The organism is Nocardioides sp. S5, from assembly GCF_017310035.1.
Classification (GTDB): Bacteria; Actinomycetota; Actinomycetes; order Propionibacteriales; family Nocardioidaceae; genus Nocardioides.
The window spans coordinates 1,963,551-1,983,625 of the sequence record NZ_CP022296.1; the positions used below are offsets into that span (position 1 = coordinate 1,963,551).

The 20,075-nt window shown below is 67.1% G+C and carries 21 protein-coding genes and 1 pseudogene; 7 read left to right on the forward strand and 15 right to left on the reverse strand.

What is annotated here, in order from left to right; genetic code table 11:
• Window positions 1–4 precede the first annotated feature (4 nt).
• Complete coding sequence (locus CFI00_RS09775; protein ID WP_207085444.1) at window positions 5–1,576, reverse strand: DNA polymerase Y family protein; 1,572 nt, start codon at window positions 1,574–1,576, stop codon at window positions 5–7.
• Window positions 1,577–1,581: 5 nt separating this feature from the next.
• Window positions 1,582–2,259: a hypothetical protein gene (locus tag CFI00_RS09780; RefSeq protein WP_207084967.1), complete on the reverse strand. Its 678-nt coding sequence runs from the start codon at window positions 2,257–2,259 to the stop codon at window positions 1,582–1,584.
• A gap of 109 nt (window positions 2,260–2,368) precedes the next feature.
• Between CFI00_RS09780 and CFI00_RS09785 the strand changes: the two genes are divergently transcribed.
• Window positions 2,369–3,838, forward strand: coding sequence for a phospholipase D-like domain-containing protein (locus CFI00_RS09785; protein WP_207084968.1), 1,470 nt, complete (start codon window positions 2,369–2,371; stop codon window positions 3,836–3,838).
• A gap of 9 nt (window positions 3,839–3,847) precedes the next feature.
• Here the strand turns inward: CFI00_RS09785 and CFI00_RS09790 are convergent, their stop codons facing one another.
• From CFI00_RS09790 to CFI00_RS09800, 3 genes are all read right to left on the reverse strand, one after another.
• Complete coding sequence (locus CFI00_RS09790) at window positions 3,848–4,672, reverse strand: SigB/SigF/SigG family RNA polymerase sigma factor (protein ID WP_242532767.1); 825 nt, start codon at window positions 4,670–4,672, stop codon at window positions 3,848–3,850.
• A gap of 403 nt (window positions 4,673–5,075) precedes the next feature.
• Window positions 5,076–5,357: a Fe-S cluster assembly protein HesB gene (locus CFI00_RS09795; protein WP_207084969.1), complete on the reverse strand. Its 282-nt coding sequence runs from the start codon at window positions 5,355–5,357 to the stop codon at window positions 5,076–5,078.
• Window positions 5,358–5,536: 179 nt separating this feature from the next.
• Window positions 5,537–5,977: a GerMN domain-containing protein gene (locus CFI00_RS09800; protein ID WP_207084970.1), complete on the reverse strand. Its 441-nt coding sequence runs from the start codon at window positions 5,975–5,977 to the stop codon at window positions 5,537–5,539.
• Window positions 5,978–6,039: 62 nt separating this feature from the next.
• On the opposite strand from CFI00_RS09800, the pseudogene CFI00_RS09805 reads away from it, so the two are divergent.
• Window positions 6,040–6,333, forward strand: a pseudogene (locus CFI00_RS09805) (integrase core domain-containing protein); the annotation flags it as partial.
• A gap of 19 nt (window positions 6,334–6,352) precedes the next feature.
• Window positions 6,353–6,703 carry a tyrosine-type recombinase/integrase gene (locus CFI00_RS09810; RefSeq protein ID WP_207084971.1) on the forward strand — a complete coding sequence of 117 codons (351 nt, stop codon included), beginning with the start codon at window positions 6,353–6,355 and terminating at the stop codon, window positions 6,701–6,703.
• On the opposite strand, the gene CFI00_RS09815 is transcribed toward CFI00_RS09810, so the two are convergent.
• The 5 genes from CFI00_RS09815 to CFI00_RS09840 all read right to left on the reverse strand — a co-directional run bounded on the left by CFI00_RS09815 (window position 6,682) and on the right by CFI00_RS09840 (window position 10,388).
• A complete protein-coding gene (locus CFI00_RS09815; RefSeq protein WP_207084972.1) occupies window positions 6,682–7,053 on the reverse strand; it encodes a HepT-like ribonuclease domain-containing protein in 372 nt (123 codons plus the stop codon). The two genes, CFI00_RS09810 and CFI00_RS09815, sit on opposite strands and share 22 nt — an antisense overlap.
• On the reverse strand, window positions 7,050–7,376 hold the full coding sequence (locus CFI00_RS09820) for a nucleotidyltransferase family protein (protein ID WP_207084973.1): 327 nt from the start codon (window positions 7,374–7,376) through the stop codon (window positions 7,050–7,052). The genes CFI00_RS09815 and CFI00_RS09820 overlap by 4 nt, the downstream gene beginning before the upstream one ends.
• A 1,085-nt stretch (window positions 7,377–8,461) precedes the next feature.
• Window positions 8,462–8,923, reverse strand: a complete 462-nt coding sequence (locus CFI00_RS09830; protein WP_207084975.1) for a hypothetical protein — start codon at window positions 8,921–8,923, stop codon at window positions 8,462–8,464.
• Between the two features lie 190 nt (window positions 8,924–9,113).
• Window positions 9,114–9,626 (reverse strand): BRCT domain-containing protein, encoded by a 513-nt coding sequence (locus CFI00_RS09835; RefSeq protein ID WP_207084976.1) that lies wholly within the window; start codon window positions 9,624–9,626, stop codon window positions 9,114–9,116.
• Window positions 9,627–9,716: 90 nt separating this feature from the next.
• Window positions 9,717–10,388, reverse strand: a complete 672-nt coding sequence (locus CFI00_RS09840) for a hypothetical protein (RefSeq protein ID WP_207084977.1) — start codon at window positions 10,386–10,388, stop codon at window positions 9,717–9,719.
• 207 nt (window positions 10,389–10,595) lie between these two features.
• Here CFI00_RS09840 and CFI00_RS09845 point away from each other — a divergent pair, with 207 nt between their 5' ends.
• Window positions 10,596–10,844, forward strand: a complete 249-nt coding sequence (locus tag CFI00_RS09845) for a hypothetical protein (protein ID WP_207084978.1) — start codon at window positions 10,596–10,598, stop codon at window positions 10,842–10,844.
• 124 nt (window positions 10,845–10,968) lie between these two features.
• Here the strand turns inward: CFI00_RS09845 and CFI00_RS09850 are convergent, their stop codons facing one another.
• Window positions 10,969–11,457, reverse strand: coding sequence for a hypothetical protein (locus tag CFI00_RS09850; protein WP_207084979.1), 489 nt, complete (start codon window positions 11,455–11,457; stop codon window positions 10,969–10,971).
• A 243-nt stretch (window positions 11,458–11,700) separates the two neighbouring features.
• Here CFI00_RS09850 and CFI00_RS09855 point away from each other — a divergent pair, with 243 nt between their 5' ends.
• The 3 genes from CFI00_RS09855 (at window position 11,701) to CFI00_RS09865 (ending at window position 15,033) form a co-directional block, all read left to right on the forward strand.
• Window positions 11,701–12,348, forward strand: a complete 648-nt coding sequence (locus CFI00_RS09855) for a hypothetical protein (protein WP_207084980.1) — start codon at window positions 11,701–11,703, stop codon at window positions 12,346–12,348.
• Window positions 12,349–12,699: 351 nt separating this feature from the next.
• The gene (locus CFI00_RS09860) at window positions 12,700–14,673 is read left to right on the forward strand and encodes a hypothetical protein (RefSeq protein ID WP_207084981.1); all 1,974 of its coding nucleotides are present in this window, start codon (window positions 12,700–12,702) and stop codon (window positions 14,671–14,673) included.
• 180 nt (window positions 14,674–14,853) lie between these two features.
• Window positions 14,854–15,033, forward strand: coding sequence for a hypothetical protein (locus tag CFI00_RS09865; protein WP_207084982.1), 180 nt, complete (start codon window positions 14,854–14,856; stop codon window positions 15,031–15,033).
• 702 nt (window positions 15,034–15,735) lie between these two features.
• Here CFI00_RS09865 and CFI00_RS09870 read toward each other — a convergent pair.
• From CFI00_RS09870 to CFI00_RS09885, 4 genes are all read right to left on the reverse strand, one after another.
• Window positions 15,736–16,971 (reverse strand): hypothetical protein, encoded by a 1,236-nt coding sequence (locus tag CFI00_RS09870; protein WP_207084983.1) that lies wholly within the window; start codon window positions 16,969–16,971, stop codon window positions 15,736–15,738.
• Window positions 16,968–18,374, reverse strand: coding sequence for a tyrosine-type recombinase/integrase (locus CFI00_RS09875; protein ID WP_207084984.1), 1,407 nt, complete (start codon window positions 18,372–18,374; stop codon window positions 16,968–16,970). The genes CFI00_RS09870 and CFI00_RS09875 overlap by 4 nt, the downstream gene beginning before the upstream one ends.
• A 259-nt stretch (window positions 18,375–18,633) precedes the next feature.
• Window positions 18,634–19,869, reverse strand: a complete 1,236-nt coding sequence (locus tag CFI00_RS09880; protein ID WP_207084985.1) for a site-specific integrase — start codon at window positions 19,867–19,869, stop codon at window positions 18,634–18,636.
• Window positions 19,856–20,044, reverse strand: coding sequence for a helix-turn-helix domain-containing protein (locus CFI00_RS09885; RefSeq protein ID WP_207084986.1), 189 nt, complete (start codon window positions 20,042–20,044; stop codon window positions 19,856–19,858). Before CFI00_RS09885 ends, CFI00_RS09880 begins: the two co-directional genes overlap by 14 nt.
• Window positions 20,045–20,075 lie beyond the last annotated feature (31 nt).

A 20,075-nucleotide genomic window follows, 5' to 3' on the forward strand; every position in this document is an offset into this window, starting at 1 on the left:
GTGGTCAGTCATAGCCGGCCTCCAGCGACCACCCCTCGGGCCCGCGCAGCAGCAGCCACGCGCGCCCGTCGGCGCCGACGACCTGGAAGCGCGCGCTCGGCCCGGCCCCGCCCGACCACCAGCCCTCGTCGGTGGGCCACGGACCGGCCCACGCGGTCACGGGCTGCCACGGCAGGACGCCATCACCGAGCCGGAAGCGCCGGGGCTCGCCGGTGACGACGCCGCGGTCGGTGACCCGCACCTCGCGTCCTGCGTCGTCGACGACCTCGGCGACCGGGGGAGTGGCGAAGACCCGGACGGGGGCGGGCCCCGGCACCCGGCCGGGCCACGGCCGGTCGACGGGCCGCAGGTCGACCGCGCGCTCGCCCCACGGCACGAGCGACTGCCGGGCGGACGGGCTGCGACCGCCCTGCAGCACCGGACGGCGTACGGCGTCGAAGCCGACCATGCCCTGCACGCGGGCCACGCCGCGCTCGACGAGGTCGTCGGAGGCAGAGCCCCACAGGGCCTCACCGTGGGCGGCGGCGGACTCGACCACCTCCGGCACGAACCGGACCCGCTCGATCGGCGCCCGCACCTCACCGGACTGCTTGCGGGCGCGCAGCGAGCCTCCCGGTCCGCTCGTCGACCCGGCCGACTGGAGCTGCCAGTGCACCCGGTCGACCAGGTCGCGAGCAGAGAAGTGGCGCGGGTGCAACCAGGTGCGGGCCGAGCAGACGACCCCGTCGGACTCGGCCTCGACGCGGACGCCGGTGGCGACGAGCTGGCGTTGCGCCAGTTGGTTGACGAAGCGCTCGGCGGTGGTGCGGACGCTGAAGGTGATCGCCTCGACCGAGTCCAGGGGAGGCTCGAAGAACACCTCGGCCTCCAGCTCGGGCGGGGGCGTGCGGGCGGCGAAGAGCGTGCGGTCCTCGCCGCGGGCGCGTCGGCGCACGGCCGCACCGTGGCTGCCGAGACGGTGCTCGACCGCGTCGCCCGGCAGGTCGGCCAGGTCGCCGAGGGTGCGCAGGCCGAGACGCTGCAGCAGCCCGACCAGCTCGCGTCCGCGCGGGCCGTCGTCCTGGAGCACGTGCACGGGCAGGCCGCGCAGGAACGCCGCGGACTCCTCGGGCGGCACGACGGTCCACGACTGCACCTCGGCGGTGCGCGCGGCCTGCTCGGCGGTGAAGAGGTCGTCGGCGATGCCGAACCGCACGTCCCAGACCCCGCTCTCGACCAGCGCCTGGCACACGGTCGCCGCGGCGGCGGTCTCGGTGCCGTACCAGCTGCCGGGCGCGCGCACGGCCAGCAGCCCGGGCCGCAGGGCCGACACCCCGGGACGCAGGTCCTCCACGACCGACAGGACCGGCTCGAAGGCGCGGGCGTCGCGGTCGGGGTTGGCGGGCAGCAGCACCAGCTCGGGGCACCGGGCCTGTGCGTCGCGCCGGCGCTGCCCGCGGCGTACGCCCTCGGCGCGGGCGGGACCGTTGCACACCTCGACGACGTTGGCGTGGAGCACGGCGGCGGGGGAGCGCAGCGACCGGTCGGCCTCGTCGAGCGCAGCGACCACCGACCAGTCGGGGCACCACACGACCATGACCCTCACCAGGCGCCCATCGGCGACACCCGTCGCAGGTCCTGCGTCGACGTGTCGGCCCGGCGCACCCCCGGCCAGGCCAGGTCGGCGCGCTGCGGGGGGCGGGCACCACGGCGTACGACGACGCGGGCGCGGCGCTCCGTCAGCTGTCCGGTGCCCGAGGAGGGGCCGGTCCAGACGGACTCCTCGAGGCTGAGCCGGGCCTCCGCCCGGGGCCAGTCGCCGTGGACGACCAGCACCGAGGAGCGGGTGCGCAGGCGCGAGTCGAGGATCCCGGCGGTGCGCTCGTCGACGGCCGCGGGGGCCCGCAGGACCACCACGCGCAGGACGTCGACCAGCGCCGCGGTCACCTCCAGCCAGTGCTCGCCCGGGTCGGGCACGAGCACCGTGCGCGCGAGCTCGATCCCGAGCTCGGCGGCCGCCTCGGCGCCGAAGTCCGTGCAGCCGGCGAAGCCGACCCACTCCCCGGCACGGGACGCCCCGGCCGCCAGGGCGAGGGCGAGGGAGGCGGAGTCGACGGCGTACGTCGCCCCGGCGTGCATGGGCACCAGGTCGGCCAGCCCGGGCAGGGTCGGGACCGGCTCGCCGGCCGGCTTGCGCTCCATGGCCGCCACCCGCTCACGCAGCTGCTCGACCACCGAGCGCCCCGGGTCCAGGGCAGCGATCGAGCGGGCGGAGGACATGACCCCATCATCGAACACGTGTTCGAACGAGTCAAGCGGCGAGGCGGCGCCCGAAGCGGGCCGAGGATACCTATGCTGGCACGGCACCATCCGCAGAAGGGGGCCGGTCGTGTCGAAGCTGTCGATGCTCGTGGGGAGCATCTGTCTGGCGCTGACGGCGTCGCTGGGAGCAGTCGCTCCCGGGGTCGCTGCGTCGAGCGCGTCGCAGGGGGTCGGGGCCGTCCAGGCGGACCGGGCCGAGCAGGCGAAGCCGCAGAAGTCGCGTCGCTGGAGGGCCCCGAGCGGGCCCTTCTTCAACGACCCGCACCTGGCCGAGGGGCACTTCCGCATCGAGCGGAAGGTGATCGACACGATCAACCGCACGCCCAAGGGTTCCACGATCAGGATCGCCATCTACTCGCTGGACCGCGTGCCGGTGGCGCAGGCGCTGGCCGCCGCGCACCGACGCGGCGTGCAGGTGCAGATGCTGCTCAACGACCACTGGGAGACGGCGGCGATGAAGGTGCTGCGCGCCGAGATCGGCAAGGACCGGAGCCGCAACAGCTTCATCTACAAGTGCCGCAAGAGCTGCCGCGGCGCGGCCAGCGACTTCAACAACCTGCACTCGAAGTTCTACCTGTTCAGCCAGGCCGGCCGGTCGGAGGACGTCATCGCCGTGGGCTCGGCCAACATGACGCGCAACGCCGCGGTCCACCAGTGGAACGACCTCTACTTCACCGAGGGCGACCACGAGCTGTTCCGCCAGTTCGTCGGGCTCTTCAAGGACATGAGCAAGGACCACGACACCCGCCAGGAGCCGCTCGCCTTCTGCGGCACGCCGCTCCTCGGCGTCTGCGACGACTCGGTCGACAAGCACACGGTCGTCGCCTTCCCGCGGGCGTCCGGTCCGCGCAACGACCTCGTGCTGACCCTGCTCGACCGGGTGCAGTGCCGCAACGTCGACCCCGTCACCGGCGCGGTCACGCGCACGCGCCTCGCGCTGTCGATGCACACCATGCGCGGCGAGCGCGGTGACTACCTCGCCGCGGCGATCCGCAGGAAGTACGTCCAGGGCTGCGACGTGCGGGTCAGCTACGGCCTCATCGGCTACCACACCAAGGGCGTCCTCGGCGCGCCCACCGCCCGCGGCCGGATCCCGCTGCGCTCGACGGGCCTCGACTTCGACACCGAGGACAACTTCGACCTCAACAACGACGGCATCGACGACCTGATCCTCGACTACTACAGCCACCAGAAGTACCTCGTCGTCCAGGGCACCTACAACGGCGTCCCGAACACCTCGATGGTGCTCACCGGCTCGGTGAACTGGTCCAGCCTCAGCAGCGCCAACGACGAGGTCTGGTTCACCGTGCGCGGCGCGGTCGTGGCGAAGAAGTACCTCGGCAACTTCGACTACCAGTGGAACAACACCCGCAACTCGCGCAACGCCTACACGACGTCGTACGCCAACTTCCGCGTACGCCGCACGGTCGTCGACGCGGACGGCACGAAGCGCCGGGTCTGGGTCACCGAGCGCCGTCCGGTCACCACGATCGAGCGCGACCCCTACCGCAAGGGTCCCTACTGGGAGGACGACTGAGCCGCGCCGTCAGGCGGCCGGTGCTGGCTCGGTCAGGTCCGCGCGCAGCTGGCGCAGCACGCGCGCCAGGATCCGTGAGATCTGCGCCTGCGTGAGCCCCAGGAGGTCGGCGATCTCTGCCTGGGTGCGCTCGTCGACGAAGCGCCAGTGCAGGATCCGGCGCTCACGCTCCGGAAGGCCGGCGATCGCCGTGTCGAGCACCAGCCTCGCCTCGACGGACGTGAGACCCGGGTCGTGCCACCCGATCAGGCTCGCGATCGTGTCGTCCCCGTCGCCGGCGGTGGTGTCGATCGAGGTCGGCCGGAAGCACCCGTCCGCCGAGAGCGCCTCGACCACGTCGTCGAGGTCTGCCCCGAGGTGTGCGGCGATCTCCGAGGGCTGCGGCGAGCGGCCCAGGGCTGCCAGCAGGTCCTGCTCCGCGGTGGCGATGCGCGCCTGCAGCTCCTGGAGCCGTCGGGGCACCCGGATCATCCAGCCCGCGTCGCGGAAGTGGCGGCGCAGCTCGCCCCGGATCGTCGGGGCGGCGTAGGCCATGAAGTCGTGCCCGGCCGTAGGGTCGAAGCGCTGGGCGGCCTTGGTGAGCCCGACGAGCGCGACCTGCTCGAGGTCGTCGAGGTCGATGCCGCGGTTGCGGTAGCGCGCTGCCATCGAGCGGGCCACGGCGACGTTGGCCTCGATCAGCTCGTGGACCAGGCGCCGACGTTCGATGGCGGTGGTGGCCGATCGCATGAGGTCGACGGCAGCTGCTGTACGACGGGCCGGGGAGGCGTCCGTGCCGGGGTCGGCAGGGGAGTGGTGCTCGACGTGCTGGGGGACGATCGCAAAGGTGGTCACGAGATCTCCTTGACGGTCATGCTGTCGCTGGTCGTTGCCCTCGTGGGGCGTGCTCCGAGTGTGGCGAGGGCGCTGCGTGGCCGACAGCCGAAAAACGAAACGTTGGACAGGGGCTGGACAGCCGGTCCGCCAGCAGCCCGTCCCCAGCGGTCAGTCCGCGAGCGGAGGTCCGGCCACCGACCGCGCTGCGGCGATCACCGCCAGCGCCTCCCACACGTCGCGGTCCAGCGTTCCCACGCGCGCAGGTGGCGGCGTACGCCGGAGACCCCGCCCGCGCGCCGCCTTGGTACGCCAACATCGACTCGGTGCGCGGGCGGACGCCGCCGCCGGTGGCGAGGTGGTCGAGCTCGTGCCCGGCGAGCGGCTCGTGATGCGCACGACCGACGGGCCGTTCGGTCGCCGGTCAGTGACGATCCCTCACGACGAAGTGCACCCGGCCGTTCCTGGTGACCGCGTCGAGCAGGCGGCCGCGGACCCGCGGCACCGCGGGCCCGTCGAGGAAGACCCGTGCCCCGTCCCGCTCGACCACCTCGTCACCGCGTGCCGGCCCGGCCGCCGCCGCGACGCCCAGCGCGTGCTCTCCGGGGCCCTGCGAGGCGATCCGGAGTCCTGACGTCGCGCCGATGCGGGGGTGGGCGGTGACGCGCCGGACGACCTCACGTGCGTTCGCGGTCATGGTGAACACGGGGTTGCTCCTCTCGTGGTGCGTTGCCGGGACGGCGCCCGGCCTGCTCCTCCATCAAGACACCACCGGGCGTGCCGGGCAAGGAGACCGAACGAGGTGGAGCGGGATCGACGGGCGCCGGTCATCGAGCCGTCACACGACTGTCACACCGTGCCCGCTCAGCGCTCAGCGCTCAGCGCTCAGCGCTCCGGGTCCGGGTCGGGGCAGCCGAGGTCACTCGGCACGTCGGCGGTCTCGTCAGGCCCGCTCAGCAGCTCGGCGTAGTCGTCCGCCGTCACCGCCCCGTCCGCGAGGGCGCCCCCGGGAAGTGGCGCCTCGACGAGGCGACCGGAGGTGGTCATCTCGACCGCGTCGACGCCGGGCGCGGACGTCACCGACAGCACCAGCTGACCGACCGCGAACGGCAGTCTCTCGGGATCGCCGAGGTCGATCAGGTCGACGTCCACGCGGGCGAGGCCGTCGCTGGTCGCGACCAGCTCGAGGCGCGCTGACGGGGGAAGGGCCGAGGCCAGCCCCCGGTCACGCTCCTGCGTCGAGGGGGCGGCCGCCAGGGTGCGGAGCGTGGCCTCCACGACCTCGGACGAGGGATCCTCGCAGGAGGCGTCGACCGGCGCGGGCACGAGCACGTCGTCCCCGCGCAGCCACAGGACGACCGGGACCCCGCGATCGACTGGTTGAACCTGCCCAGTTCCGCAGCCGCAAATTCGTCCACGCGCTCAACCGTCACGGCATGGTCGGATCGATGGGTCGCGTCGGTGCCGCGGGCGACAACGCCGCCATGGAGAGCTTCTTCAGCTTGCTCCAGAGGAATGTCCTCGACCGTCGCTCCTGGGCCACTCGCGAGGAGCTCCGGATTGAGGTCGTGACCTGGATCGAGAGGACCTACCACCGCCGCCGTCGACAGGCCGCCCTCGGCCGATTGACCCCCATCGAGTTCGAGACCATCATGACCGCGTCAGCCACTCAGGCTGCGTGACCCAACCTGTCACCTGATCGTGCAGCAGCCCCGGAAGTGGTCGGCCGAAGGCTTCGTGCTCGTCAATGAGTGGGGTGATCAGTTGGCGCCGTGGACCTTGCAACGAGCGATGCGCAGGGCGAGAGCGAAAGTGTCTGGGCTGCCGCCGGATTTCAGGTTCCATGACCTGAGGCACTACCTGGCGAGCATGCTCATCGCCAGCGGTGCCGACGTGAAGGTCGTCCAGGCGCGCTTGCGGCACGCCTCAGCCAAGACCACGCTCGACACGTACGCCCATCTGTGGCCGGACTCGGATGAGTCGACCCGCTCGGCGATCGACGCGGTGATGCAGACAAGAGCCGAGGAGCTTCAGTCAGCCGAATCGCTCTGAGTCGAATCCTCGCCCGAACCTGACACCGAGCGTGCGCGCATGCGGTCGACGGCGTCGCGCAGTGGGCCTAGATCTTCCTCGATGGTGCTCTGCAGGATCTCAAGCTCGGTCATGAAGTACCGGTGCGCGAGGTGGTCGCGCATGCGCGCGATCTGGCGCCACGGGATGTCGGGTTCGGTTGATGTCAGGTTCTCGGGGAGCGCCTTGACTGCTTCACCGATCTCCAGGAGTCGGATGCGTACCGCGTCGCTCACCAAGCTGTCCGACAGCGGTCCCCGCTCGACATGCGATCGGATGGCCTCAGTCGCGGCGGTGATGTCGTCGAGGCGATCGGCGTCGTGACGACTCACAGTGCGATGAGGTCCTGCTGGACACGGACCCGCACGCGATCCTTGAGCCCAGAGTGAGGTACGAGGTCTACAGGGACGCCCAGGATGGCCTCGAGCTCGTCCTGAATCCGCAGGATGGTGAACAAGCTTGTGCGGGGCGCGAAGTCGACCAGGATGTCCAGATCACTGCCGTCGTGGTCGTCGCCGCGGGCAACGCTGCCAAAGAGGCGGGCGTTCCCGACGCCGTGACGCTCGAGCACCTCGCGCAACTGGTCCCGGTGGGCAGCCACGAGCCGACCAGTCGGGCCGGTGAGCGGACCGACTTCGGGCGTCGGCTTGGTCATGTTCCGATCGTACCGGGAAGTGATCTCCCGGTCCGGACGCCGCTGGCTCCCGTTGGCCGACACCGTCCGTCATTGGTCCGCGATGAAACGTTTTGCGGACTCGTTGCGGACTGAGACGAAACAAACCGGCTCCCGAATCTGCGTTTTCGCAGGTCAGGAGCCGGTTCGCTAGGTCTTGGAGTCTAGATGTCGTAGATCTGATCGCGCGGCTCGCTGACCTGCGGAGACAAGAAGATTGCGGAGGTTCGGTCCACACTGGGGCCACGCGCTCGCGACCCCTCGAACAGCAGAGTCCGTCGTTGGCAGAGGAGTTTGATTATCCGCGGTCCTTGGATCACAGCGCCTGTAGGACCAGCGCTTGCGGCCCTCACGCTTGAGGATCGCCGTCATCTCGGCCTCGACGTTGAGCGGCGCGATTGGGAGCGCACCACGTTTCGCAGCGAGGGGGTTGCGGGTTCGACTCCCGCAGGGTCCACTGACTGCCTGACAGGCGTCGGTAAGAGCAGGGGAGGGCGGTCATGGCGAGCCGATACGTCAGCCTGCAGGAGGCTGCAGAGATGCTCGCAGTGTCCGCGAAGACCGTTAGGCGCTTCATCGCCAAGGGTGATCTCCCTGCTTACACGCTCGGCAAGCGCGGGGCAGGTAGCGGCCGGCCGATCCGGATCCGCGTGGACGACCTCGCAACTCTTCTCCATCGCATCCCTACCTCTGGAGACGATCGCGCTCATGGGGAAGGTGCCGAGGACTGACCGGTGTGTTCGACCCGCAGGCGTCGGCCACCGCCCGAACGGCGGGCGGTGCCCTTTCGGTCCGGCGTGCGGGATCTCAGCGCGTGTGGCCAGGGAGGCATTGCGCACTGATGAATGCTGAGCATCGCCTTCAGAACTCTTGCTCGGTCAGAGCCCGCTCGCTATACCCTGGTTCCGGCAACCGCCAGTTCTGCACGTAGTCCCGCGGCAGTGACGGACGTCGAGGCCGCGGTGTCAGGCCCACGCGTTTCAACGGCGGATCGACTGACTTGCGCGACGCGAACGTCGCTGCCCTTCGCCGCCTGTCGGCTGCCCCGCCGGGCAGGCCTTGGGTGATCAGCCTTGGTAGCGATACCCGGCTACCACGCGTCCCCCGACTTTGCGGGCCGCATAGGCCGCGGCTTCATATGTATACGAGTCCCCCTTGGACTGGTCGATGATCAGAACCCCGGCCTTGCGAGCCATGTATCCCGGTTCGCACGGCTCGGTGTCGTAGTCGTAGGTCGTGCACGAGAGCCAGTCCCGCCACTCGTCCAGCGCACGTGAGGTGTTTCGATACGTCATCAGGTAGTACTCACGCCGCCCACTGGATCCGGGACGGACAACACAGTTCCAACCATGAGCAACTCGAGCATCCGAGGCAAGCGCGTCGGCCTCCCCGTACTTGCATCGCATCTGCTTCGCCAAAGACTTGAGATAGGGCATCGCCGTGGTCGCGCTTGCGGGTGCGTCTACGAGCGCTACCAGGCTCGTTGCGACAAGAGCGGACCCGATGAAACCAGAGATCAGGCGTTTCATTCCCTCAGGGTAGGCCCCGATCGAGCGGCGGGCGTTGAGCTTGGAAGTTTTCTCTACGGGGACGCGCGGCATGGTGGCCGAGCCCGGTGACGCTACACCCGCCCGTCGCAGACCGTGCGCGTGCGGGAAGCGTTAGTGCGCACCCCTTAGCCCATTCCGCCGCGAGTCGCACACGCCGCCCCCGACAGTCCTAGTGCATGCTGCCGATCAGTCGCGCGAAGGCCGCCTCTGTGATGACGGGAATGCCATAACTGCGGGCCTTCGCAGCCTTGCCGCTTTGCGAGTCGGGGTCGGCGGCGACCACGACCTTGGTCTTCTTCGTGATGCCGCCGCACTTCAGCCCGGCCTGCTGCACCAGGTCCTCCAGTTGACCCCGAGGCACAGAGAGCTCGCCGGTGAAGACCACCTGGTCGCCCATCTCCAGCCTGAAGTCACCGTCGGTGGCTGAGCGTCCGGCGAGCTTCTCGGCACGTTCGAGGGCGATCCGCACGAGCCCGCCCGGAAGGCCAAGCATGCTCGCCACGCTGCTCAGGTCGGCGAACTCCGACTCGGTCACGACGCCGTCCTCCCAGGCAGCGATGGCCATGGCATCGAGGAAGGTGGCGTGCACGGCGGCGATTTGGTCGCGGTGGAGTCCAAGTTCGATCGCAACTCCGATCAGGGCCTCTTCCTCGTGGGCCGCGCGGTCGCAGAGGTGACCCATTCCGCCGCTTGCCAGCGCTCCCGGCTCCGGCCACTGATCGGCGTTCCGCCTTCGGCGCTGGTTAGTGGCCGGCGCCGGTGCGGCTTGCGTTCAGCTACACCGACAGTGACCCAGAGGGTCTGGCAGTGTGTTGCAGGAGGGACATAGGTCGGCCTCCTGCGCTGCCGGCACCCGCGGGACGTGTGGGGCCGATGCAGCCGGAGTTGCCTCGACACGCAGCGAGTCTCTCCACTCCTGCAAATTGGCCTCTCGCTCCTCCGGGGTCAACGTGGAGAGGCGTCTGCTCTGAGACTCACGTTGCGCGACTTCCCGCGCCTCCCGTCGCGCCCTGCTCTTCGCCCAAGCATCCTCACGCTTCGCGATCCGTGCTTGCTCCATAGTTGCAGCCACGGCGGCGCGCTCCTCGCGAACCTCGTCCAGGTCGACCGAGCCCGCGGCCTCATACTCGGCCTCGATCGCCCGTTGCTCGGCCTCGATCGCCTGTCGCTCCGCCTCGACCAATTTGCGGTCAGCCTCAGCGCGCCGCCGCTCCGCTTCCGCCAGGTGCCGAGCTGCCGCAAGCCACTCGACCAGCAGGAGTCTTCCTTGGCAAGCGTCCATCACGGTCTGAGCGGAGCGGAGTGCGACGACGAACGACGCGGACGCCAGTTCGTGAACTTCAGCTCGCTCCGCGAAGGTGCGACGACGCTCAGCCGAGAGCAAATGGTCTTGCTTGCGCTCCCACAAGCGGACGATCCGGTCCACTTCGTCGCTGTTTGGCATGGCGTCTCCCTACATCGTCACCCGAGGGAGTCTAGGTCTCCAGCCTTCCGAGCATGGTCGATGTTGTTACCAACCGCAGGTCCCGCGTCACAGCGGCGCTGGGGTCGGACTGAGTAGCGCCGGTGCGGCATTCCGCCGCTTGCATGCCTCGCTGGACAATCCCCGATTCGCACTTCGGCGGCAGCCGGTTCCTATTACCGTCGACGCATGACGAATGTGCCCACTACCGATCGCGTATGGGTGGAGGAACGGGGTCGTTGGTATCCAGGCGTCCTAGAGACGTGGAACACCCGCGACCGCGTATTGCGGGCATGGGTGTCGTATGCCGTACCCATCAACGGATGGCCCGGCGGCTGGTACAAGGTCCAGGAGGTGCTCAGCGTTCCAGAGGACGAGGATCCGAACGACGAGGGCAAGAGCTGGATCACGAGGGTCGAAGGCGCTCGCAACACGTGAGGTCGAGGCGGCCTCGGGACGGGTGCGTCCTTCCGCCGCCTGCGAGGAAGGGTCGATTGGCCTTACCGAGGTCGAGGTGGTGCCAGCATGTCGGCGAGCCGGCGGAACGTTTTTAAGAGTCCGGTCAGTGTGATGCGGGCAGGAAGAGTGGCCAGGAGCAGCCGTAGTCGGACTCCGCCTCGATGATCACAGGCGTCCTGCGCCCGTCGGACTTCGGCAGATCACCTAGCGGTCGCCAACTCCACTCATGCAGGACGAGCGGAGGTGTCAAGGGAGCGCTCATGCCCTCGCGCAGGACCAGAGCATCCGCCCACTGATGATGAACCCGGTTTCTGGCACAGCGAACGGCGTTCACGGCACAGCGAACGGCGTTCACGAGGTCACCTCCTGCAACCCGAGTTCTCCACGACCAGTCCAACGGAATTCCCTCAGGAGCCCAGTGTGCGCGCACTTGGTCATCAAGGGCGACCGCCCAGTTCAGCGCCTCGAACAGCGGCAAGAATACGTCGCTGGCGTTGCGACCCTTCGACGCGTCTGTGAAGCGCCTCAGGGCTTGTTCGTAGCCGTCAAGCAGCGTCCGGTAGGTGACGATATTCGTGTCGTACGGATTCATCGCGCCCACCGTCGCACACCCTCAGCCAGGCGCACGGGACTGCTGCACAATTCGGCGACACCTCGACTAGCCCATGCTGCCGAAGCTGCGCGCGGCCATTCAGGCGGACATTGACAGTGAAGTCGACGATCCCGAGAGCCTGACGAACCGCTTTCGTGCTCTCTTGGACGACTAGCTGGTCGCGCCCACAAGAGACTGTCAGATGGTCGATCAAACCTCGAGTCCGAGCATAGGAGGCACGGCATGTCAGATCGACTGCAGAAAGCGTTGAAGCACCAATACATCTACATGCCGAGGGCCACTGGGAAGGACACCCTCGCGCTCGGCATGCACGTCGGACTCGCAGTGGCTCGAGAACACCGCGCACGTCTGACCGTCCTTTCTGTTCCGAAGGGCGGCGCGGCTCACCACGCAGAGCTCGCGAAGCTGCCAATCGTGACGGAGCGCAGCGGGTCTGTGCCAGACCGTGGCGTTGTTCTCGCGTGGTGCCCACGGCACAAGACCACGGAGAAGCTGCAGCATCTTGAGTCGAGCGTCGTCGTGCTCGTGGAGTGGATCCCGGACGAGATGGCGGCCTGGGCAAAGTTGCATAAGGCATACAACTTCGTCACTGGCGAAATCATGGACGCAGGGCTCGACGAGGAAACCACAGGATTGCCGCAACGCATCGTGGCCGAGGGGTACAACGGCTGGACGAAGAGCACCGACGTCACGATGACGAAGAGCTACATCAGGGACTTGTCGAAGACCGGCTCCTACGACCGCAACATGATCCTTGCCTACGCGCGGCAGACGAAGCATGAAACGAGCGTGCAGCGACTGGTGAAGATTCTGGACGAGGTCGACAAGACTCGGCCGAGCGACGACCCTCCGCAACGTTGGGTGCTGTAACGATCGGCATTTGCGTCACCGATCGGCGGCGGCCCAACCACCCTGTCACGGTCACACCTCGCGCCGTAATCCGTCCTGCAGGTCGTGAGGTGCGGCATTTCGCCGCCTGACGGCGCTTGGCCGGCATCGCGCGATCCGATCGTCGCGTGGGCGCGAGGAACCGCTGCGACGTCACGTCGCTCGCCTACGTCGCCAACCGACGCATGAACGGGGGGAGCTCTCGCCAAGCACTGGTCGCTACGACCGCGCATCGCCTAATAGACGCGTGGTCCGACACTGGCGGCGATCCCTTAACTACGAAGTGAGTACTTCGATCACTGCTATACCCGACCGTCGAGCACAATCAGTTCCATGACGCCGCAGCAGGCTAGCTTCGCCGACTACTTCGACAAGTGGGGACTCACCTTGCCGGACGAGGCCGTGGCGCGTCGCAGCAACGGGCACGTCAACGGAGCCGGGTGGTCGGTGCGATTCGTGTGGCAAGACGATGGCACGCTCCTGTTCCGGGCTAACCATCGGATGACCAACGAACGAGTGCACGCGATCGCGTTGGACGGTGAACTCACTTGGGCCGAGCCAGCGGCTCCCGCGGAGTTCGTGGTAATCCCAGAAGGAGCCACCCCCGAGGACAATGCCCGCATCCAGAGCGAGTATCAGCACGCGTGGACGGCGTACTCGGAGGCCATCGCTCTCGTCGGCCTCGACTTCGACCCCAACTCCCCACCAGTCGGGCTGCATGACGCTCCTAGTCAGACGTGGCGGCTCGACGACGGCGACTGGCAGTCGGGTCCGCTGCATCCTGCGGGAAGAGCGAGTAGCACTCACGGAGACGGGTCTGCCCGATCCCGCCAAAAAGAGATCGCCCGCGGTGGCTCCCTCACAGGGACATTGAATCGCCCTCCGGCAGCAGAGCAGGTGCGCACGGAGTCTCAGCCGCGAAACAAAGAGCCCGCGTGTCCGGCTTCGGGTCCAGACGACGTCGAAGGCGGCTGCAATCCGCCGACCGCCTATTTTGCCTCCCTGGTCGAACCATTCGCGGCCGGCCTCTTGCACAAGTGCCACGCTCTGCTCGACCTCGACCTCAACTCGCACCAACGATCCAGGCTGCGGGAAGCGATCAGCATCGACCTACGCAAGATGTGCGACATCCTCGTGCCGGCTGCTCGGCCACCTCGCATCAGTGAGGCCGCCAACGCGATCGCCGCAACGATGGGGGTGGACCTTCGCACCGCGACCTGGCACTCGCAGAAGAAGATCGACGGCTACAAGACGTTCACCTACGAACACATGACCCCGGTCAACTGGTTCGTGTCGAAGATCGGCGAGGCAACCTCGCCCGAGGAAGTCCTCGGCATCATCGACCAACACATGTGGATCACCTGGGTTACCAAGGAAGAAGATGCCGAGTTGAGGCGACTCGGCTACTCATCCACACGTCCGAACCCGGCCAGTGCCTACGAGGACGCAGGGGTCGCCCTACTGCCGGTTGAGCCCGACCCGGACCTGCCCTCCGCCAAGAGCGACACGCCCGCAGGCGGAGGCATGTCGACACCCGTGCGTCTGGTGGACGCACGCCCACCGCTCTACGCCGGGGACCGATGGTTACCCCAAGCCTGGGCGATGGGCGCTAAGGGAATCCCGCCCGCCCCAACCGAGGAGGACGTCTCCGGGAGCCGGCAACGGGAACACGCCGCTGAAGAGATGCTCGCCTTCTGGGCGCCGCTCCTTCACCTGCTTACATGGGGGCTTGGCTGGATCCGCCCAGACATCGGTCTGGTCGAATGGCGCCGGTGCGGAAGCGCTAGCGATCCAGTGCTGGACCTGGTCGCCCGGTGGTGGACACCAGCGCAACTGGAAGATTTCCTTGCCTGGGCCGAGACCAGTGGCGCGCTGAGCGACTTCGCGCAAGACTTCCTCAACGCATGCCCAGACCTGCGAATCACAGAACGCGACGTCCAACAAGATCTCGACCTGGACCCGAAAGTTCTCGGTCGGCAGAAGTTCGACGATTGGACGTCGCGCTGGGACGCCTACGACCCTTACCGCATAGTCGAGCACCTGACGCAGGGATGGCGGGGCTCAAGCGACAGCGCCCCTCTCAACCCGGTGCCGGTCCAACTCACGAATGGCACACTGCTGGTCGCGGCACATAAGTACGCGCGGTGGGCTTCACTCCCACGTCACTACCAGTATGGAGGCGACGCCCTTATTGACGTGTACGTGGCCAACGTCGGCGCCCTCGGAACATTCACTCAATCGCAAACAACTGGCCTATGGCACCGCACGCTCGAAGAGATCCATCTCTTGGGGTACCCCCTACTCTGAAGCTATCAGCGACTTCGCCGGCACTGTCATGCGGCGGAGCGCGGATGTTCCTACGTTCGGAGTACCTTGCGCCTGAGGCAAGACAGAACCTGACGCGGTTCCCCGGGACGGCGCGCTGTGTTCATCTGCCGCGACCGATTGCGCCTAGACCGGATTCGCTCGGCGATGTGTGATGTCTATATGAGCAACGACAAGCAACATGCAGTCGCGGAACTCCAGACGATGCGTGAGCGGGTGCGTGCGATTCGTACGGACTTCTGCGAGCCCAAGTCCAACGCGAACCCGCGCTACCTTGCGCTGTCCAACGTCGTCAGCAATCTGACGAAGGCGATAGAAGACCTGGAGGCCGGGGCGAGATGACCAGTCAACGAGGGTCAGAACAATCCGGATGCTTCGACTTCGACTACACCGCGGCGGTCTACGACTACCTGCGTTCGTTGGGAGCCCCGGGTGACGAGGTCATGACGTCTATACGCCCCTGGCTCGAGAGGACCTATGACCTGGGCTACTCAGACGCCGCACGAGTTCGACGGAGCGCGATGACGGAGCTCACCGCTCAAGGCAAGATCGAGCGGCTTAACACCAGAGGTCGCTACGTTCGCATCCTCGGGTAACGGGGATCCCTATCCTTCGCGGCATACACCCAGCAGGCGCCCGAGGGTGGCTACCTGATGGCGTTCGTCTCGTCGCATCTTGTTGTCGACGACATCGGCGCTCCTAGGCCGGACGGCTTCAAGTTCTGGCCAAACGGGTGGGGACGCTGATCGAGGTCGCCTACTGACGCCTTCGGTCCATTGAACTGCACCCATCTGGCGTGGGCACTGCTTCCGGCTTGCTGCTTCGTCACCGGGGGTGCGACTCGCTGTTCTGGGTCTGCCTACTTTCGACGATCGCTATTTCCTGTTGCCTGAGGTTGACCGCAAAGACCTGCTCCCGGAGCAGTGATGGTGCTTTCTCGACCGAGCGGCCAGTGGCCAGCGCGTGCCCCGCGTAGATCTCAATTGCGACCTGGTCCGGGGCGTTCCTCTCGGTCAGTGGGTCATCGTGTGGGTGCGCCGGGGATCAGAGTCCAAGCTTCCCGGCCACGTTGCGGTCGCTCAGAAGGGTCTCTCGCCGCTCGTGGCGCTGGACGGATCCGAGTGATACGAGGTCGGCATGCGAAGCGATGACATGCGAGCGCACGCCATCTCGCACGGCGGTCCTGATCATTCCAGTTCGGAGAGAAGTCCAGGCGAATCGACCGGTGAGTCCTGCTTCTTCGGCTCGCTGATGGACCAGACGGTTCAGGCCAACCTCCGCTAGGCCCTTCTCGAAGATGACGGAGAAGTTCGTCGCGTGGAATGCGAGCCCATCGGGATGGCGGAGACCGCCTGTTTCCAATTGCTGTAGCCAGGTGCTCCAAGCTGTGGCCGGGTCATAAGCGGGTGCCGCCGCGGAGGGTAGGTAGGTCAGCCGACGTCGCCCGGGTACGGACACGACGAGGCCTCTGTCCTGTGTGTCGACGTCCCGCTGTCGGAGGTGTAAGGCCTCGCCTGTCCGCAGGCCGGCGGCGTAGCCGATCAGAAGCAGAGCTGGGTCGCGCCGCTGTGCTGGAGCCGACGCATCTTGGCCGCCGGATTTGAGCAGCCGCCCGAGGCGGTTGACGTCAATGGATCGTCCGTTCGCCCCGAACACGAACTCGCCGCCGCCGAGAGACCGGAGAGATCGTATGGCGGCGACCGGGCAACGCGTATCACCGAACGATGCGTCAAGCGAATGCGTTTGGGCGACCGCTGCGCCGCGTCCAACCTTCGTGGCGAGTCTGATCTGGACCTGGTGCGTCCCGATCTGGACGTCTCTCCAGCGAAGTCGCGCCATGGCAGCTGCGCTCAGTCCAAGCCGTCCTTGGACGATCGAGGCGGCGAGCGCTCGGCGTTGGTCAGGAGTCGATACCCGGCACGCGTCGACCATCGCGTGCACGAGCTCGAGGTAGAGCGGGTCGTAGTGGCTGTGCCTGTCTCCGACGGGACGGTCAGAGAACAGGCCACGTAGGAAGGTCTGGACGTCGGGTTGTCGATGCCACGGGGCGAGCCCTCGAAGGCGACGGTCGAGGTCCAGCAGGTGGAGTCGCTCCCATATCGCTCGCGTGGGCAATCCCTCATCGAGAAGCGTCGTGAGATAGAGCGTCAGCGCCTCGGCAATGTCGCCCAGGTCGAAGCGTGAACGGAACGCCGCGTACGCTGATGCTTCAGCCGCCGCTCGTTCTGCGCGCCCTGAGGCCACCGCGACCTTTAGGACTTCGTCGCGGTCCACCCTCATAGCCCCATCTTTGCAGTCGGATTGTTGCGGAAGGGGTCGTCGTTGGCGATGTAGCGGATCAAACTGTCCAAGGTGGCGTGGCGGGAGCCCTTCGCGATGTCTTCCAGTCGGAGTCCAAGGTTGGCTGCGGTGGTGATAAATCCCCGGCGCAGCGAACGGCCCGACCAGTGACCTTCGACGCCCGCCTGCGCCATCCGTGTGCGGACCATGACGGAGATGGCGCTGGTCGTGAGTGGGTCAGTGCCGATGCGCCCCGACCGGCCAATCGTCGTGAAGCAGGGCCCGTGGTCTAGGTACGCCGGGCCGAGTTGTCGCCCTACCCTCCCGCGCCACTCAAGCATTGCTGCCACTGGGTCGGTGATGCGAGAGGCGCCATTTGGGATGCCAACGTCTATGCCCTCGCCGATGCGGTCGGTCTTGCTCTTGCGTAGACGCAGGACCATTCCGCTGTCAGCGAGGGTCAGGTCGGCCCATCGGAAGCCGACGAGATCTGGACGTCGGAAGGCGCCGGCGAATCCGAGGAGGATGATCGCCTTGTCTCGTAAGACATCCGCACGAGCTGAGCCGAGCAGTCGCATCGCCTGGTCAGGGGTCGCCCTCAGCCCGGGGTGTCCGAGCGAGGACAGGCGCGCCTTGCGGATCCGGAACACATCTCGAGAAGTCCACTCGCGGTCCTCGCAGCCGCCGATGCCACTTGTTTGGGTGATGACCCAGGGGACCGAGGCGCCGGATAGATCACGCCAAGCCCGAATGGCCCGCACGCCGCAGAGGTCCGGGTCCCTGTGTGCCTTGATGTGCAGGATTCGGTCGGATCGGTCGGTGCGGATACTGCGGAGTAGGAGCGTCGCGCGCTGGCCGGTGAGCCGTACATCGTTCCAGCGCAGACGCGCGATCTCGCCGTCCCCGGCACCGGCCCGGTGCAAGGCGAACAACGTCCTGTCCCGGAGTTCGACAGGGTCCGGTCCGATCGAGTCGAGGTACCGACAGACCTCACGTAGAGGACCGATCGTGAGTGCCGATACCTGAGCTTCCGGGTCTCTAGGGACGACCACCTTCCGGAGTGATCGCAGGTACATCGTCATGGCCGGGTCGTCGCCCGGCGGCATTAGACCGGCCTCCACATGGATGCGGTTGATGGCCGCCATGTACGACCGAAGTGTTCCAAGCGCCGCTCCCTGTTCCCCGACATGGTCAGCGAGGAACATCATCACGACCTCGGGCGGGCAGTTCAGCGGCTCCAGGTTCTTCACTCGGCACCAGCCCTCGAACTTGCGCCAGCGACGGGCATAGTCCTTACGCGTCTCCGGGGTGATCGACTCACGGAACAGCCGAGCCGTCCGCGAGATCAGCGCGTCCAGTTCGGTCTGCGGCTCGCCTTGGTCGCCGTCGAGGAACGCGGCCACCCGCGCCTCCCGAAGGCGCACAGCGAGCGAGTCAGTACTCGACGTCCCACTCGTCGGCCGCGGCAGTCGGCGGCGAGGACGGCTGTTGTTAGGCGGCCACTGGGCACGCGCGTTCATTAGGCGATTGTCCTTGGCTAGGTCTTCGATGTCAGCGATAAAGGGCACCGAATCTTGCGCCGGAACGGAGGGCGCGTTGCCCCCGGGCGATGCGGGTCGGAAAGACTCTCAGCGACGGCACTTCGGAAGGTCAGGCACGGGTTCAGTGGGCATCGTCATCACCATCTCCATCGCTCAGAACGTCGACTCCGTCGGCGTCGGACACGTCCGGTGCGGTTGGCTCGTGGTGCGGCGTTTTATGATCGAACACTGCGTCTACAGCCCGCTTGGTTCGGTCCGAGCCATCGTCGACGAGGTGGGTGTATGTGCGGAGGGTGAATCCAGGGTCGGCGTGGCCGAGGTACTCACTCAGCGCTTTGATCGATTCCCCTTCATGCAGAGCCGTGCTCGCGAAGAAGTGTCGAAGGGCGTGGCAACCGTTCGCGCGTGTGGGCTCGGCGCCCGCCGCAACCAGGGCTGGCTTCCACAAGAAGGCGTTGAAGTAGTTGCGGCCGAGCGCCTTCTTCTCGCGGGAGTAGATCAACAGTGGGACGCTCAATGGCCGCCCGGTGCTCGAGTCCCAGGGCAATGTCACCTCGACGGGCGGCCACCGCGTCATATGCAGGTTGATTGCTTCCAGCACGGCGTCGGGGAGTGGGACCTCACGTGTCTTTCGGCCTTTCGGCAGACCGTAGATCTGCTTGTTCGCCGGCAGGAGTTTGACCTGTCGCCGGACGTGTACCTCGCCCCGCTCTAGGTCGATGTCGTCGGGCGACAGTCCGAAAATCTCTCCTTGGCGTAGACCCAGGCCGGCGCCGAGCCACACGACTAGGCGGTACCGCTCCGGGAGTTCATCGCGGACCGCGAGCACACGTTCTTTGGACCAAGGCGTCACCTTGCGTCGATCCAGCTTCGGACGACGGACCGACCTTGCCCGGCACGGATTGGCTGCGATCAGTGAGTCGTCAACTGCCGCCGTGAACACCGACGAGACGTTCGCGAAGATGATCTGCCGGTATGTGGGGGCGAGCTGTTTCAGGGTGCTGAGCCAGGCTTGGACCGTCGACGGCTGAATGTCGTTCACGAAGCGCTGGCCGAGTGCGGGGTAGGCATGGTTCCTGAGACGCGACTCGACAGCGACGAATGTGCCCTCCTCGAAGGTCTGTGCCTTGAGCCATCGCTCGGCGTACTCCTCGAACCGGACCCTTCCGGCATCCGGGTCGATATACGCACCTCGGACGATGTCGGCCGAGATGGTCGCTGCGAAGCGGTCGGCTTCGACCTTCCGCTTGAAGCTCTTGCTGCGTTGCTTGCCGTCCGGCCCCCACCAGCGAACGCGGTACGTCCGGATGACCTGGCCGTTCTTGCCCCTGCGTTCCCTGCGCTCAACCGACGCCATGGTCGACCGCCAGGCGTTCCTCGAGCCACGCGCGAACCGTCGCCGGGTTGTACCGGAGGTACTTGCCGACGCGATAGGCGTCGGGACCACAGCCCTTGTGGCGCCACTGATACAGGGTCGCAACCGGGATGCCGAGGAAGTCGGCTACCTCGTCGGCGGAGAGCAACCGCTCCATCGTCTGCCGGGATCGCGGAACTGACGTTTTC

Excerpts from the sequence above, each read along its gene's own strand:
- CFI00_RS09780 (WP_207084967.1), bottom strand. The coding sequence starts at position 2,259 with ATGTCCTCCGCCCGCTCGATCGCTGCCCTGGACCCGGGGCGCTCGGTG.
- CFI00_RS09775 (WP_207085444.1), bottom strand. The coding sequence starts at position 1,576 with ATGGTCGTGTGGTGCCCCGACTGGTCGGTGGTCGCTGCGCTCGACGAG.
- CFI00_RS09885 (WP_207084986.1), bottom strand. The coding sequence starts at position 20,044 with ATGGAGCGGTTGCTCTCCGCCGACGAGGTAGCCGACTTCCTCGGCATC.
- CFI00_RS09840 (WP_207084977.1), bottom strand. The coding sequence starts at position 10,388 with ATGCCAAACAGCGACGAAGTGGACCGGATCGTCCGCTTGTGGGAGCGC.
- CFI00_RS09830 (WP_207084975.1), bottom strand. The coding sequence starts at position 8,923 with ATGAAACGCCTGATCTCTGGTTTCATCGGGTCCGCTCTTGTCGCAACG.
- CFI00_RS09845 (WP_207084978.1), top strand. The coding sequence starts at position 10,596 with ATGACGAATGTGCCCACTACCGATCGCGTATGGGTGGAGGAACGGGGT.
- CFI00_RS09850 (WP_207084979.1), bottom strand. The coding sequence starts at position 11,457 with ATGAATCCGTACGACACGAATATCGTCACCTACCGGACGCTGCTTGAC.
- CFI00_RS09835 (WP_207084976.1), bottom strand. The coding sequence starts at position 9,626 with ATGGGTCACCTCTGCGACCGCGCGGCCCACGAGGAAGAGGCCCTGATC.
- CFI00_RS09820 (WP_207084973.1), bottom strand. The coding sequence starts at position 7,376 with ATGACCAAGCCGACGCCCGAAGTCGGTCCGCTCACCGGCCCGACTGGT.
- CFI00_RS09865 (WP_207084982.1), top strand. The coding sequence starts at position 14,854 with ATGAGCAACGACAAGCAACATGCAGTCGCGGAACTCCAGACGATGCGT.
- CFI00_RS09880 (WP_207084985.1), bottom strand. The coding sequence starts at position 19,869 with ATGGCGTCGGTTGAGCGCAGGGAACGCAGGGGCAAGAACGGCCAGGTC.
- CFI00_RS09870 (WP_207084983.1), bottom strand. The coding sequence starts at position 16,971 with ATGAGGGTGGACCGCGACGAAGTCCTAAAGGTCGCGGTGGCCTCAGGG.
- CFI00_RS09855 (WP_207084980.1), top strand. The coding sequence starts at position 11,701 with ATGTCAGATCGACTGCAGAAAGCGTTGAAGCACCAATACATCTACATG.
- CFI00_RS09860 (WP_207084981.1), top strand. The coding sequence starts at position 12,700 with ATGACGCCGCAGCAGGCTAGCTTCGCCGACTACTTCGACAAGTGGGGA.